This window comes from Faecalibacterium hattorii (genome assembly GCF_003287455.1).
GTDB lineage: Bacteria > Bacillota > Clostridia > Oscillospirales > Ruminococcaceae > Faecalibacterium > Faecalibacterium hattorii.
The window spans coordinates 1-13594 of sequence record NZ_PRLC01000002.1 but is presented as its reverse complement, the minus strand read 5'-3'; the positions used below and the strand labels follow the sequence as shown (position 1 = coordinate 13594).

At 58.9% G+C, this 13594-nt stretch carries 13 protein-coding genes and 1 other annotated feature; of the genes, 9 read left to right on the top strand and 4 right to left on the bottom strand.

Going from position 1 to position 13594, the window contains the following annotated elements:
- Positions 1-13 precede the first annotated feature (13 nt).
- The 8 genes from C4N23_RS01460 (at position 14) to tyrS (ending at position 8784) form a co-directional block, all read left to right on the top strand.
- The gene (locus C4N23_RS01460; protein ID WP_112143567.1) at positions 14-895 is read left to right on the top strand and encodes a polyprenyl synthetase family protein; all 882 of its coding nucleotides are present in this window, start codon (positions 14-16) and stop codon (positions 893-895) included.
- Between the two features lie 22 nt (positions 896-917).
- A complete protein-coding gene (locus C4N23_RS01455) occupies positions 918-1385 on the top strand; it encodes a divergent PAP2 family protein (RefSeq protein ID WP_112143565.1) in 468 nt (155 codons plus the stop codon).
- Positions 1386-1441: 56 nt separating this feature from the next.
- Positions 1442-3325 carry a 1-deoxy-D-xylulose-5-phosphate synthase gene (dxs, locus tag C4N23_RS01450; RefSeq protein WP_112143563.1) on the top strand — a complete coding sequence of 628 codons (1884 nt, stop codon included), beginning with the start codon at positions 1442-1444 and terminating at the stop codon, positions 3323-3325.
- Positions 3322-4125, top strand: a complete 804-nt coding sequence (locus C4N23_RS01445; protein WP_055188039.1) for a TlyA family RNA methyltransferase — start codon at positions 3322-3324, stop codon at positions 4123-4125. Before dxs ends, C4N23_RS01445 begins: the two co-directional genes overlap by 4 nt.
- Before the next feature lie 28 nt (positions 4126-4153).
- Positions 4154-5005, top strand: coding sequence for an NAD(+)/NADH kinase (locus C4N23_RS01440; RefSeq protein ID WP_112143561.1), 852 nt, complete (start codon positions 4154-4156; stop codon positions 5003-5005).
- A 24-nt stretch (positions 5006-5029) separates the two neighbouring features.
- Positions 5030-5515: an arginine repressor gene (locus C4N23_RS01435; protein ID WP_055188042.1), complete on the top strand. Its 486-nt coding sequence runs from the start codon at positions 5030-5032 to the stop codon at positions 5513-5515.
- 16 nt (positions 5516-5531) lie between these two features.
- On the top strand, positions 5532-7208 hold the full coding sequence (gene recN, locus C4N23_RS01430) for a DNA repair protein RecN (RefSeq protein ID WP_112143559.1): 1677 nt from the start codon (positions 5532-5534) through the stop codon (positions 7206-7208).
- A gap of 34 nt (positions 7209-7242) precedes the next feature.
- Positions 7243-7502, top strand: a binding site (T-box leader).
- A gap of 64 nt (positions 7503-7566) precedes the next feature.
- The gene (gene tyrS, locus C4N23_RS01425; RefSeq protein WP_055188046.1) at positions 7567-8784 is read left to right on the top strand and encodes a tyrosine--tRNA ligase; all 1218 of its coding nucleotides are present in this window, start codon (positions 7567-7569) and stop codon (positions 8782-8784) included.
- A gap of 113 nt (positions 8785-8897) precedes the next feature.
- On the opposite strand, the gene C4N23_RS01420 is transcribed toward tyrS, so the two are convergent.
- The 4 genes from C4N23_RS01420 to asd all read right to left on the bottom strand — a co-directional run bounded on the left by C4N23_RS01420 (position 8898) and on the right by asd (position 12273).
- The gene (locus tag C4N23_RS01420) at positions 8898-9365 is read right to left on the bottom strand and encodes an ACT domain-containing protein (RefSeq protein WP_055188048.1); all 468 of its coding nucleotides are present in this window, start codon (positions 9363-9365) and stop codon (positions 8898-8900) included.
- 46 nt (positions 9366-9411) lie between these two features.
- Positions 9412-10170, bottom strand: a complete 759-nt coding sequence (gene dapB, locus C4N23_RS01415) for a 4-hydroxy-tetrahydrodipicolinate reductase (RefSeq protein WP_112143557.1) — start codon at positions 10168-10170, stop codon at positions 9412-9414.
- Positions 10171-10263: 93 nt separating this feature from the next.
- Positions 10264-11151 (bottom strand): 4-hydroxy-tetrahydrodipicolinate synthase, encoded by an 888-nt coding sequence (dapA, locus tag C4N23_RS01410; RefSeq protein WP_055188052.1) that lies wholly within the window; start codon positions 11149-11151, stop codon positions 10264-10266.
- Positions 11152-11190: 39 nt separating this feature from the next.
- Positions 11191-12273, bottom strand: coding sequence for an aspartate-semialdehyde dehydrogenase (asd, locus tag C4N23_RS01405; RefSeq protein WP_112143555.1), 1083 nt, complete (start codon positions 12271-12273; stop codon positions 11191-11193).
- A gap of 152 nt (positions 12274-12425) precedes the next feature.
- On the opposite strand from asd, the gene queA reads away from it, so the two are divergent.
- Positions 12426-13454, top strand: coding sequence for a tRNA preQ1(34) S-adenosylmethionine ribosyltransferase-isomerase QueA (gene queA / locus C4N23_RS01400; RefSeq protein WP_112143553.1), 1029 nt, complete (start codon positions 12426-12428; stop codon positions 13452-13454).
- Positions 13455-13594 lie beyond the last annotated feature (140 nt).

Sequence of the window (13594 nt, the reverse complement as noted above, 5' to 3'; positions counted from 1 at the left end):
GGAGGATTTTCGTATGGATTACGCGACGCAGTATCAGGAGTATTTGGCACGGGTCAACCGCGCACTGGAAACTGCCTGTGATGCCTTTCTGCCCGAAGAATCGGAGGTCTGCCGTGCAGCACGGTACAGCCTTCTCGGCGGCGGCAAGCGCATCCGTGCGGTGCTGGTGCTGGCCGTCTGCGATATGCTGAACGGCGATGCGGCCGCTGCCGAACAGTTTGCGGCGGCGGTGGAGATGCTGCACTGCTACTCGCTGATCCACGACGACCTGCCCTGCATGGACAACGACGACCTGCGCCGGGGCAAGCCCTCCTGCCACAAGGCCTTTGGCGAAGCCACGGCTATGCTGGCGGGTGATGTGTTGCTGACCGAGGCGTTCGAGGTCATCGCGAACGTGGAGGCTCCCGCCATCGTGAATGTCCGGGCGGCCAAGGCGCTGGGTGCCGGTGCGGGCAGCCGCGGCATGGTCTACGGGCAGGAGCTTGACCTGAAATATGAGGCGCTGGCCGCAACGGAAGAGCAGCTCCGCCTCATCCATCGCAATAAGACCGGTGCGCTCATCAACGCCGCCGTCCAGATGGGCGCTGCCGCCGCACAGGCCAACGAGACCCAGTGCAAAGAGCTGGAGGCGTACGCCTTCGGCATCGGGCTGGTGTTCCAGATCGTTGACGATGTGCTGGACGTGACCGGTTCGCAGGAGCAGCTGGGCAAGCCCATCGGCAGCGACAGCGAAAACGACAAGACCACCTTCGTTACCCTTTACGGTACCGACGGTGCCATGGAGCTGGCCCAGAAGCTGAACGACCGGACTTGCGCCTCCCTGCGCGCAGAATTTGGCGAAAAGAGCGCCTTTTTGGAGCAGCTTGCCAAGGAGCTGCTGGTGCGCCGCAGCTAAGAAAGAAGAAAGAGAGCAGAACATGCAATTCATTCGCGAGGTTTTGTCCCTAAATAAGATCCTGACGGTTTCGCTCCTGAGCTGGTTCGTGGCACAGGTGCTGAAGACCCTCATCAACTTTATCCTGCTGGGCAAATTCCAGTTGGAACGGATGTGGGGGGACGGCGGAATGCCCAGCGCCCACAGCGCGACCGTCTGCGCCATGGTCATTGCCACGGCCCGGAGCGAGGGCATCAACTCGGCTATTTTTGCCGTGGCTGCCGTCGTTGCCATCATCACGATGCACGATGCCATGGGTGTCCGCCGCGAGACCGGCGAACAGGCCAAGGTTCTGAATAAAATGATCGAGCAGTGGATCGAGGTGACCGAGAAAAACAACCCCTTCCTCCAGAACATGCACCTGAAGGAAATGGTCGGCCATACGCCGCTGCAGGTGCTGGCCGGCTTTGTGGTCGGCTGCATGGTCGGGCTTCTGTACCCGATGGTGTGATCAGCCCTTGGGCGGGCAGACCGCTCAAATCCATTATGTGAGAAGGACGTGAATCTATGAATTCGCCTTTGCTGGAGAAAATCTCGCAGCCCAGCGATCTGAAAAAGCTGTCCGGCCAGCAGGTCGTGCAGCTTTGTGCGGACATCCGCGAATTTTTATTGGAAAACGTATCTAAGACCGGCGGCCATCTGGCATCCAATCTGGGGGCCGTGGAACTGACGGTCGCGCTGCACCGCGTCTTTACGACGCCGCAGGATGAGATCGTGTTCGACGTGGGCCACCAGTGCTATACCCATAAGCTGCTGACCGGCCGCCGCGAAGGTTTTGCAAAACTGCGCCAGCTGGACGGTCTGTCCGGCTTCCCGAACCCGAACGAGAGCGAGCACGACGCCTTTATTTCCGGCCACGGCAACACGGCACTGTCCGTTGCCATCGGCATCGCGTGGGCCAAAAAGCTGCGCGGAGAGCCGGGGCAGGTCATCGCCGTCATCGGCGACGGTGCCTTTACCGGCGGCATGGTCTATGAGGGAATGAACAACATCGGCGGGCTGGACAACCTGCTGGTCGTCCTGAACGACAACAAGATGTCCATTTCCAAAAACGTCGGTGCACTGTCCCGTTATCTGAAGCGTCTGCGCACGACCAACCGCTACTTTGATGCCAAGGAAAATGTGCGCGGCTTCCTTGATCGGGTGCCTGTGATCGGCCCGCCGCTGAAAATGACGATCCATAGCGGAAAAACCTTGGTGCGCCGCGCTCTGTACCACTCCACCATGTTCGAGGATATGGGCTTCCACTATTACGGCCCCTTTGATGGGAATAACGAACAGGAAGTCGAGCAGATCCTGCGGAGCATCCACAAGCAGCCCGGCCCCCATTTCCTGCACATCGTTACGAAAAAGGGCAAGGGATATGGCCCCGCCGAGAGCAACCCCGGCAACTTCCACGGTGTTTCGAAGTTCGACCTTGTGGACAGCATTCCCGACCCGGAAGTAGCCCCGAAGGAATCCTTCTCGAATGTGTTCGGCAATGTCCTGAACAAAGAAGGAACCACCAACGAGAAGATCTGCGCCATTACTGCAGCCATGAAGTACGGCACCGGTCTGCAATTCTTTGCCCACACCCACCCGAAGCGCTTCTTTGATGTGGGCATGGCCGAGCAGCACGCTGTGACCTTTGCAGCCGGTCTGGCCAGTCAGGGAATTCTGCCGGTGGTCTGCATCTATTCCACCTTCCTGCAGCGCTCCTATGACCAGATCATCCACGACGTCAATCTGCTGAACGAAAATGTTGTGCTTGCCATTGACCGCGCCGGTTTTGTTCCGGCCGACGGCGAGACCCATCAGGGCATCTACGATCCGGCTTTCCTGAGCCAGATCGGCATCCCGACCTATTCGCCTTCGAACTACGCCGAGCTGCGCCATTGGCTGCCGGTGTTGCTCAGTGACGAGCAGAAGGGCCCGCGTGCCATCCGCTACCCGCGCGGCGGCGAGAGCGAGGTGCTGGCTGCTTACGGCTGCTCCGGCCGGGAGTACGATCGCCTCTATACCGCCCCCGATGCAAAGGCTGCTTTCATCAGTTATGCCGACGAAGTGGAGGATGTGCTCTGTGCGGCAAAGCTTCTGGGCGAGGAAAAGCTGCCCTGCGACGTTTACAAGCTTGTAAAGATATATCCCTTTACAGATGAATTCATCAAAGAAATTTCGCGCTATGATGTAATTCTGTTCGCCGAGGAGTGCGTCGCATGCGGCGGCATCGGCGAACATCTGGAAGCCGCCCTTTACCGCTCCGGCTGGAAGGGTACGTACATCCACCGGGCCGTCGAGAACCTTCGTCTGCCCCATGCAACAGTCCCGCAGATCAAAGAAGCAACGGGTCTGGACGCTGCCCATCTGGCGCAGACCATCCGTGAGACCGTGAAAGGAGAAACTGTATCTTGAAAATCCGATTGGATCAATATCTGGTTCAGCATGGCCTGATCCAGAGCCGTGAGCGCGCCAAGGCTATGATCATGTCCGGCGTCGTTTTCGTCAACGAGCAGAAGGTGGACAAGGCCGGCGAGATGATCAAGGAAGACGCCAAGGTCGAGGTGCGCGGCCACGACATCGGCTACGTCAGCCGTGGCGGACTGAAGCTGGAAAAGGCGATGCAGTGCTTCCCGCTGACGCCGAACGGCAAGGTCTGCATGGACATCGGCGCCTCCACCGGCGGCTTCACCGACTGTATGCTGCAGAACGGGGCCGTCAAGGTCTATGCCGTGGATGTCGGTTACGGCCAGCTCGCTTGGAAGCTGCGCACCGACGAGCGCGTCGTCAATATGGAGCGCACCAACATCCGCAGCGTCACACCCGACCAACTGGGCGAACCCATTGAGTTTTTCAGCGTGGATGTCTCCTTCATCTCGCTGCATCATATCTTCCCGGTGGCACAGGCCATCACCACGCCGGACGCTATGGGCGTCTGTCTGGTCAAGCCGCAGTTCGAGGCGGGCCGTGAAAAGGTCGGCAAGAACGGCGTCGTGCGTGACCCGGCCACCCACTGCGAAGTGCTCCACAATGCGATGGGCTATGCCGCCGCCAACGGCTTCGCGGTGCGCGGGCTGGACTTCAGCCCTGTCAAGGGCCCGGAAGGCAACATCGAATATCTAATGTTCGTTCAGAAGAGCGACGAGCCCGCCGTGCTGGACGACAGTGTGGCAAAGCAGGTCGTGGAGGCCAGCCATTCCACGCTGGATCGCTGAATCTGACGATTTAGAAGAGGTGAAGGACGTGACGGTCTATATTTCGCCCAACCCCGGCAAACCGATGGCCTACGGCATCTCCCAGCGGGCCGCGCAGATCCTGATGGCCCACGGTGCCAAGGTGCTGATGCAGATGAACCTCCGGGAAGAGTGCAACACCATGGGGGTGCAGTTCCTGCCCCAAAAGGAGTGCCTTGAAAAGACCGATGTCATCCTGACCATCGGCGGCGACGGAACCATCCTGCACGAAGCGAACCTCTCGCTGGAATACCATAAGCCCATCCTCGGCATCAATCTGGGCCGATGCGGCTTTCTGGCCACCTGCGAGGTCGATGAAATGGAGCAGAAGCTCTCTGCCGTCGCGCGCGGGGACTACATGCTGGACACCCGGATGCTGCTCTACGTCCGGGTGTTGGGCGACGACAGCTGGGAGGGCCACGCTCTGAACGATGTCGTTATGACCAAAGGCCGCTTGCAGCAAGCCATCGACTTCAGCATCTACTGCGACGACATCCTTGTGGAGCACTACCGTGGAGATGGTGTGATCGTTGCCACGCCCACCGGCTCCACCGCCTATTCGCTGGCGGCGGGCGGCCCGATTCTGGACTCGCAGACCAAGGGCGTGGTCGTCACCCCCATCTGCCCCCACAGCCTTGCCAGCCCGGCTATGGTCTTTGCGCAGGAGCGCAAGATCAACATCTGTGTCGGGCAGGTGGCGGACGAGGAAGTATTCATCAGCTGCGACGGTGCCGCCGGGTATTCGCTCTGCGCCGGTGCCACCGCCGAGGTGCGCCTGAGCGACCAGATCGTTCAGCTCATCACCTTCAGCAAAGCCGACCAGTTTCAGGCCATTGACCAGAAACTGCGCGGCAGACGGTAAGTTTTGATAGAAAGGGGAAACCGTATGGCCAGCAGCCGAGGCGATGCCAAAAGCAAACGGGAGCGTCAGCAGGCGATCCTGCGCTTGATCCAAGAATATCCGATCAGCCGTCAGGAGTCTCTGCTCGACTATCTGCGGAAGGAAGGGTTCGACGCCACACAGGCCACCATCTCCCGTGATATCCGGGAACTCAGCCTTGTAAAAGCCGCGACGAGCACCGGTTACCGGTATGTTTCCAGCCACAACGAAGCGCTGAACCCTAAAATTCAGGGCCGTTTTGAGACGATCTTTCACGAATCCGTCCTCGGCGTGGACTATGCCGGACATGTGGTTCTCGTCAAATGCTACTCCGGTATGGCGAACGCGGCCTGTGAGGTGTTCGACGCTTTGAAATGGAAAAATGTTGTCGGAACACTGTCCGGCGACGATACGTTCCTGATCGTGGCGCGCTCGGAACGGGATGCCAAGACCATCTGCACCGAGCTGACCCACCACATCGGACAAAAATAATGCGGGAGAAATTACCATGCTGAGTAGTCTGCAAATCGAAAATGTTGCAGTCATCCAGAAAGCCAATGTGCATTTTGAAAAGGGGCTGAACGTCCTCACCGGCGAAACAGGCGCGGGCAAATCGATCCTGATTGATTCCATCAACGCCATCCTCGGCAACCGGACGTCCAAGGATCTCGTGCGCACCGGAGCTGCCAAGGCGGTCATCCGCGCTGCCTTCGACGATGTGCCCCCTTCGGTTCTGGACAGTCTGGAGAAGGCGGGGTACGAGCGCTCGGAGGCGCTGACCCTGAGCCGGGAGATCACCGCCGAGGGCAAGAGCACCTGCCGCATCAACGGGATGCCCGCCACAGCGGCCATCCTGCGGGAGCTGTGCGGCGGACTGATTAACATCAACGGCCAGCACGACTCGGTGGGTCTGCTGAACCCGGCCCGCCACGAGGGCATTCTGGACGCCTATGCCCAGAACGGCGCAGAATTTCAGGAATATTATGCGGTCTACCGGGAACTCATCAAGGTCAAAAAGGAACTGGATGCCATCATCACCGATGAAGCGGAAAAACAGCGCCGCATCGACCTGTTGAGCTATCAGGTTCAGGAGATCGAGGATGCCGCGCTGACGGCAGGGGAAGAGGAAACGCTGGATGCCCGCCGCAGGGTGCTGGCGAACGCCTCCACCATCCGGGAGCGCATCTCCCAGAGCTACGCTCTGCTTTCGGGTGACGACGAGACGCCCGGTGCAGTCGATCTGCTGGGCGAAGCTTCCAATGCCATTGACGCCGCTTCACAGGTGGACGGGAGCCTTTCCGCTGCCGCTGGGCAGCTGCTGGACCTCTATTATTCCGCCAAGGATTTCTCCGCCGACCTCATCAACCGGCTCGATGGATATGATACAAATGATGCAGAACTGGACGAGATCGAACAGCGCATCGATCGGATCTACAAGCTCAAGCGCAAGTACGGCGATACGGTGGAAGATATCATCGCTTTTGGCCAGCGGGCGCGAGAAGAGCTGGAACGCATCCAGTTCTCGGAGGAGCGGGCCGAACAGCTGCAAGCGGAAAAGCACCGGCTTTATGTGCTGGCGCGGGATAAGGCCGAGGCGCTGACCCAGACCCGCCTGAAAGCTTTCGAAGAGCTGAACAAACGCATTTCCGGCACGCTGGATTTTCTGAACATGCCCGGCGTCCGAATGACGCTCCGCCACACAAGGGGGCCGCTGGCCAGCCATGGACAGGACAGCGTGGAATTTTATATCTCCACCAACCCCGGTGAGGCCCCGAAGCCGCTGGCAAAGATCGCGTCCGGCGGCGAGCTGAGCCGCATTACGCTGGCCATCAAGAACGCAATGGCGGACAAGGACGCCGTGCCCACCGTCATCTACGATGAGATCGACAGCGGCGTTTCGGGCAAGGCTGCCAGCCGCATCGGCGAGGTGCTCAAGCAGAGCGCAAAGGACCACCAGATCCTCTGCATCACCCACACCGCACAGATTGCTGCACTGGCTGACTGCCATCTGCTCATCCAGAAAAATGTTGCAAACGAGCGCACCTATACCGAGATCCATCCCCTTGATCAGGAGGGCCGGGTGGATGCGCTGGCGCATATCATTTCCGGCGACCATGTCACCGAGCTTTCCCGTGCCAACGCGCGGGAGATGCTGGGCATTGCCGAGCGGGAAACTCGTGATTGACAAGCTTCCGGAAATGTGTTAAACTGGCTTTCGTTGAAAGGCGAAGAAGGGAACAAGTACCCTGAAGCGCTCTGCCCAGAGAGGCCCCGGTTGGTGAAAGGGGCGTGCAGAGCAACGGGGGAAATACCTCCCGGAGCTGCAAGCTGAATGAGAAGTTTTCTCTAGTAGGCCGTGCCGCGTGCGAGCGTTACAAACGCAGGAGTGTCGTCCTACTCTGGGGCATGCACTCGTGAGGCCGTTTCCGTGAGGAGGCGGCAAACAGAGGTGGTACCGCGATTTTTTCTCGCCCTCTGCCAAATTTATTTTGGCAGGGGGCGTTTTCTTTTCCCTCTGCCCACAACAACAGGAGGAACTATCCATGACTCTCTACGAAGAACTCAAGGCTCGCGGTCTGGTTGCTCAGATCACCGATGAGGAGATCATCGACCTTATCAACAACGGCAAAGCCACCTTCTACATCGGCTTTGACTGCACGGCCGACAGCCTGACTGCCGGTCACTTCATGGCGCTGACCCTGATGAAGCGTCTGCAGATGGCGGGCAATAAGCCTATCGCTCTGATCGGCGGCGGCACCACCATGATCGGCGACCCCTCCGGCCGCACCGACATGCGCAAGATGCTGACCAAGGAAGACATTGCTCACAACGCGGCATGCTTCAAGAAGCAGATGGAAAAATTCATCGACTTCTCCGACGGTAAGGCTCTGATGCTGAACAACGCCGACTGGCTGCTGAATCTGAATTACGTGGAGCTGCTGCGCGATGTGGGCGCTTGCTTCTCCGTCAACAACATGCTGCGCGCCAAATGCTATGAACAGCGGATGGAGAAGGGCCTGTCCTTCCTCGAATTCAACTACATGATCATGCAGAGCTACGACTTCTACTACATGTTCCAGCACTACGGCTGCAACATGCAGTTCGGCGGCGATGACCAGTGGAGCAACATGCTGGGCGGCACCGAGCTGATCCGCCGCAAGCTGGGCAAGGATGCCTACGCTATGACCATCACCCTGCTGACCGATTCGCAGGGCAAGAAGATGGGTAAGACCGCGGGCAACGCCGTCTGGCTCGACCCCAACAAGACCAGCCCCTTCGAGTTCTATCAGTACTGGCGCAACGTTGGCGATGCGGATGTCATGAAGTGCATTCGGATGCTGACCTTCCTGCCGCTGGAGCAGATCGACGAGATGAGCACTTGGAAGGACGAGCGCCTGAACGAGGCAAAGGAGATCCTTGCCTACGAGCTGACCAGCATGGTCCACGGCAAGGAAGAGGCCGAAAAGGCACAGAAGGCCGCCCGCGCTCTGTTCAGCGGTGCCGCAGATACCGAGCATATGCCCGCCACCCAGTTGACCGAGGCGGATCTGACCGATGGCTCCATCGGCATCCTGACCCTGATGGTCAAGGCCGGTCTGGCCGCTTCCAACGGCGAAGCCCGCCGTCTGGTCGTGCAGGGCGGCGTCCTCGTCGATGGTGAGAAGGTCGCAGCTCCCACCGTCAGCTTCACCGCAGATCAACTGACCAAGGGCATCGTCATCAAGAAGGGCAAGAAGGTCTACCACAAGGTGACCCTGTAACCCCGGAAACACCAGAAAACCAAACTGCAAAACGCCCCGCTTCCTTCTCACAAATGAGAGGGGAGCGGGGCGTTTGTTGCTTGTATCGATGGATGGAAAAATGGTGCCGTTGCTTACAGCTCGAAGGCTTTCTTCAGCACATCGTAGGCGGCATCTTCATTCTCCGCGCGGACCAGCAGGGAAATATCCAAGTCGCTGGTGGTGATGAGCAGCACTTCGATGTCTGCCATGGCCAGCGCATTCAGGGCGCGGGCGGCCACGCCGCAGCTGGTGACCATTTCCTCGCCGAAGAGGTTCAGCTTGGAGTAGCCGACGCTGATCAGCGGGGAAGCTTTGGCGTCTTTATCGAGGTTGGCGGCAGAGATGGCCTTCATCACAAGCGGAAGGTCGCTGGAGGAGGCGGTAAAGCTGAAATCAATGGTGGTGCCGTGGGGGGCGCTCTGGCTGATCATATCCACCACAACGCCGGTATCGGCAAAGATCTGCAGATAACGTGCCAGACTGTTGCCCTTGAACTCGACATCCTGAACGCTGATCATCATGAGGCTGGGTTCGATGTTGATCTTCGATACACCGTACATAGTAAACACTCCATTCTGCCCGTAAGGGCTCCAAGTTCCGGCACTTTCACATTTCTGCGATCATGTTACCCATATTGTACAGCCCCGGCTCCTTTTTTGCAAGATAAACGGCGGCATTCACTGCGCCATTCGCAAAAATGCTGCGGGAATAAGCGGTATGCTTGAGGGTGATGACCTCATCCTGCCCGCAGAACAGCACTTCGTGGTCGCCCACGATGCTGCCGCCGCGCACCGAGCTGATGCCGATCTCCTTCGGGTCGCGCTTCTGGCGGACGGAGGAGCGGTCATAGACGTAATGATACTCGCCGTTGTTCTCCTCGTTGATGGCGTCGGCCAGCATCAGAGCCGTGCCGCTGGGTGCATCCAGCTTGTTGTGATGGTGCTGCTCCACGATCTCAACGTCATAATCCACGCCGAGGATGGCAGAAGCGCGCTTGCACAGCTCGGACAGCACATTGATGCCCATGGACATATTGGCACTCTTGAACACGGCCACGGTGCGGGAGAGCTGCACGACTTTCAACTGCAGCTCCTCGGACAGGCCGGTGGTGCAGACCACGATGGGCAGCTTGTGGGCTTCGCAATAAGGCAGAGCCTTTTCCACGGCGGCGGGGGAGCTGAAGTCGATGATGACATCGCCCTTGCCTTCCAGCTTCTCCAAGCTGTCGTACACGGGGATGCCGTTCTGCTCGCCGTCCTTCACGTCGATACCGGCCACCACGCGGCAATCCTCGCGCTTTGCGATCATCTCGCACAGCACATGGCCCATGCGGCCGCCGATGCCCTGAATGATGATATCCGTCATTTGATTTTACCTCGTTGTTTTGTTCCGCTCATTTTCCGAAAGAGGCCAAATGCCCGGAAGAGCATTCCACCGGGCATTGGACCTGCATTTTATTTAAATCAGACCTTCTGCGGCCAGCGCTTGTTCGATCTTCTCCTTGTGGGCGTCGCTGGGCTCCACCAGCGGCAGACGGCATGCGCCCGCGTTCCAGCCCAGCACGTTCATCGCGTACTTGACCGGGATGGGGTTGACCTCGCAGAAGAGGGCATCGGCCAGCGGCAGCATCTCCAACTGCAGCTGGCAAGCCTTCTTGGTATCGCCCTCGAACCATGCCTTGCAGCACGCGTGCACCAGTTCCGGCTTGACGTTGGAGACCACACTGATGACGCCCTTGCCGCCCAGAGACAGCAGGGGAACCACCTGATCGTCGTTGCCGGAATAGATGTTCAACTCGTCACCGCAAAGCTGTGCGATCTTCGCCACCTGCGAAATGTTGCCGGAAGCTTCCTTGATGCCGTTGATGAGGGGGTGCTTGCTCAGCTCCAGCGCCGTTTCCGGAGCGATGTTCAGGCCGGTGCGGGAAGGCACATTGTAGACGATGACCGGGATGCCGGCGGCGTCCGCCATGGCGGTGAAGTGTACCACCAGACCAGCCTGTGTGGTCTTGTTGTAGTACGGGGTGACCAGCAGCAGGGCGTCTGCGCCGCACTCGGCAGACTTTGCCGCCAGTGCACAGCCGTGGTCGGTGTCGTTGGAACCGGCACCGGCGATGACCGGAACGCGGTGGTTCACGGTATCGACGGTGAACTTGATGGCAGCCAGCTGCTCCTCATCGGTCATGGTGGAGCACTCGCCGGTGGTGCCGCAGATGACGATGGCATCGGTGCCGCGGGCGATCTGGTCCTCAATGATGCGTCCCAGTTCGTCGAAATTGACGCTGCCATCCTCGTACATCGGGGTGATGATCGCCACGCCCGCGCCGGTAAAGACAGGATTCTTCATAGTGTAAAATCTCCTTTTTGCTGCGTTTCCAAACGCAGATCAATCAAAATAGCCCTTGGCGGCCAGCAGCTCGGCCAGCAGGACAGCGCCGCCCGCCGCACCGCGCAGGGTGTTGTGGCTCATGCAGGCGAACTTGTAGTCAAACAGGGTGTCCTCCCGCAGACGGCCGAGGCAGACGGCCATGCCGTTCTCGGTGTTGCGGTCCAGCTTGGGCTGGGGACGATCGTTCTCGGTGAAGTAGTGCAGGAACTGCTTGGGTGCGCTGGGCAGCTCCAGCTCCTGTGCGGGGCCGCGGAAGTTGGCCCATGCTTCGAGGATCTGCTCCTTGGTGGGCTTCTTGTCAAAGCTCACGAAGACAGCAGCGGTGTGGCCGTCCGAAACGGGGACGCGGAAGCACTGCGCGGTGATGACGGGCTTCTCGGCGTTGACGATCTTGTCGCCCTCGATGTGGCCCCACAGCTTCAGCGGCTCCTGCTCGCTCTTTTCTTCCTCGCCGCCGATGTAGGGGATCACATTGTCGATGATCTCCGGCATCCGGTCGAAGGTCTTGCCCGCGCCGGAAATGGCCTGATAGGTGCAGACCAGCGCCTTGTTGACGCCGAACTCCTTCATCAGGGGGTGCAGGGCGGGAACGTAGCTCTGCAAGCTGCAGTTGGACTTGACTGCGATGAAGCCGCGCTTGGTGCCCAGACGCTTGCGCTGGGCCGGGATGATCTCGATGTGGTCGGCGTTGATCTCCGGCACCACCATCGGCACATCCGGGGTGCCGCGGTTTGCGCTGTTGTTGGAGACCACCGGGCACTCTGCCTTGGCGTAAGCCTCTTCCAGCGCCTTGATCTCGGCCTTGGGCATATTGACCGCGCAGAAGATGAAGTCCACCTGAGAGGCGACCTCTTCCACCTTGGAGGCGTCCAGCACGACCATCTTCTTGACGCTTTCGGGCATCGGAGTGGTCATAGCCCAGCGGGAGCCGACGGCTTCCTCATAGGTCTTTCCGGCGCTGCGGCCGGAAGCGGCCAGCGTGGTCAGCTTGAACCAAGGATGATTTTCCAGCAGCGTGACAAAGCGCTGACCGACCATGCCGGTCGCACCGACGATACCAACTTTATATTGTTTTTCCATTTCCAGCACCTTTCCTTTCAAAAAAACAAATTCACACAGAACATGGCTTGAAAACCGGACGCCTATGCAATATAATAGATACTGTTTACACAGATTTTATGATAACATTGATACGGCCTCCGTGTCAATCATCGGAAAGGCAAATGCGAAGCATGTTAAAAAAAGATTTTTGGTACGATTTACCCAAAGAGCTCATCGCGCAGGAACCGGCGAACCCTCGTGACTCGGCCCGGCTGATGGTCTTGAGCCAGAAAGACGACAGCATCCAGCACCGCATCTTCCACGACCTGCCGGAATATTTGGAGCCGGGCGACCTGCTGGTCGTCAACAACTCCAAGGTCCTGCCCGCCCGCATCGTGGGCGTCAAGCAGCCTACCGGCGCGGTCTGCGAGCTGCTGCTGCTGCGTCAGGTCAAGGGCGACCAGTGGGAGTGCCTTGCCAAGCCCGGCAAGCGGATGCAGGCCGGCACCAAGGTGAGCTTCGGCGACGGCACCCTGACGGCCGTGGTGGACGAGACGCTGGAAGACGGCAACAAGTTCGTTACATTTTATTATGACACCGAGACGCTTTATGAAAAGCTGGACGAATTTGGCAAAATGCCTCTGCCGCCCTATATCACCAAGCAGCTCGAAGACCAGAGCCAGTATCAGACCGTCTACGCCAAGGAGCTTGGCAGCGCCGCCGCCCCGACGGCCGGTCTGCACTTCACCCCGGAGCTGATGGATACCATCCGCGCCAAGGGCGTCGGCATCGCTGAAGTGACCCTGCACGTCGGCCTCGGCACCTTCCGCCCCGTGATGGAGGATGAGATCGCCGACCACAAGATGCACAGCGAGTGGTACTCTGTCAGCGAGGAGACCGCCCAGCGCATCCGGGAGACCAAGGCCGCCGGGCACCGGGTCATCGCAGTCGGCACCACGAGCTGCCGCACACTGGAAGCCGTCGCCGCCAAGTACGGCGAGATCAAGGCTTGCAGCGGAAACACCTCTATTTTCCTGTATCCGGGCGTCAAGTTCAACTGCATCGATGGCCTCATCACCAACTTCCACCTGCCCGAAAGCACCCTCATCATGCTCGTTTCCGCCCTCTACGGCTATGAGAAGACCATGGCCGCGTATAAGGTAGCTGTAGAAGAGAAATACCGCTTCTTCAGCTTTGGGGATGCGATGCTCATAGTTTGATACAAAATTCACGCTTTTTGCGATATTTGTATGTAGAAAAAAGTAAAGGCCCGATGGCGATTATGAAATGAACCCCAAAAGTTAGACAAAAATCAAATTAAGCGGCCCCAACGGTCTGAATCCTGTACTGCACAGGGCTC

Bases quoted from the DNA above. Each gene is read 5' to 3' on its own strand.
- C4N23_RS01460 (WP_112143567.1), top strand. From the start codon at position 14: ATGGATTACGCGACGCAGTATCAGGAGTATTTGGCACGGGTCAACCGC.
- C4N23_RS01455 (WP_112143565.1), top strand. From the start codon at position 918: ATGCAATTCATTCGCGAGGTTTTGTCCCTAAATAAGATCCTGACGGTT.
- dxs (WP_112143563.1), top strand. From the start codon at position 1,442: ATGAATTCGCCTTTGCTGGAGAAAATCTCGCAGCCCAGCGATCTGAAA.
- C4N23_RS01435 (WP_055188042.1), top strand. From the start codon at position 5,030: ATGGCCAGCAGCCGAGGCGATGCCAAAAGCAAACGGGAGCGTCAGCAG.
- recN (WP_112143559.1), top strand. From the start codon at position 5,532: ATGCTGAGTAGTCTGCAAATCGAAAATGTTGCAGTCATCCAGAAAGCC.
- tyrS (WP_055188046.1), top strand. From the start codon at position 7,567: ATGACTCTCTACGAAGAACTCAAGGCTCGCGGTCTGGTTGCTCAGATC.
- C4N23_RS01420 (WP_055188048.1), bottom strand. From the start codon at position 9,365: ATGTACGGTGTATCGAAGATCAACATCGAACCCAGCCTCATGATGATC.
- dapB (WP_112143557.1), bottom strand. From the start codon at position 10,170: ATGACGGATATCATCATTCAGGGCATCGGCGGCCGCATGGGCCATGTG.
- dapA (WP_055188052.1), bottom strand. From the start codon at position 11,151: ATGAAGAATCCTGTCTTTACCGGCGCGGGCGTGGCGATCATCACCCCG.
- asd (WP_112143555.1), bottom strand. From the start codon at position 12,273: ATGGAAAAACAATATAAAGTTGGTATCGTCGGTGCGACCGGCATGGTC.
- queA (WP_112143553.1), top strand. From the start codon at position 12,426: ATGTTAAAAAAAGATTTTTGGTACGATTTACCCAAAGAGCTCATCGCG.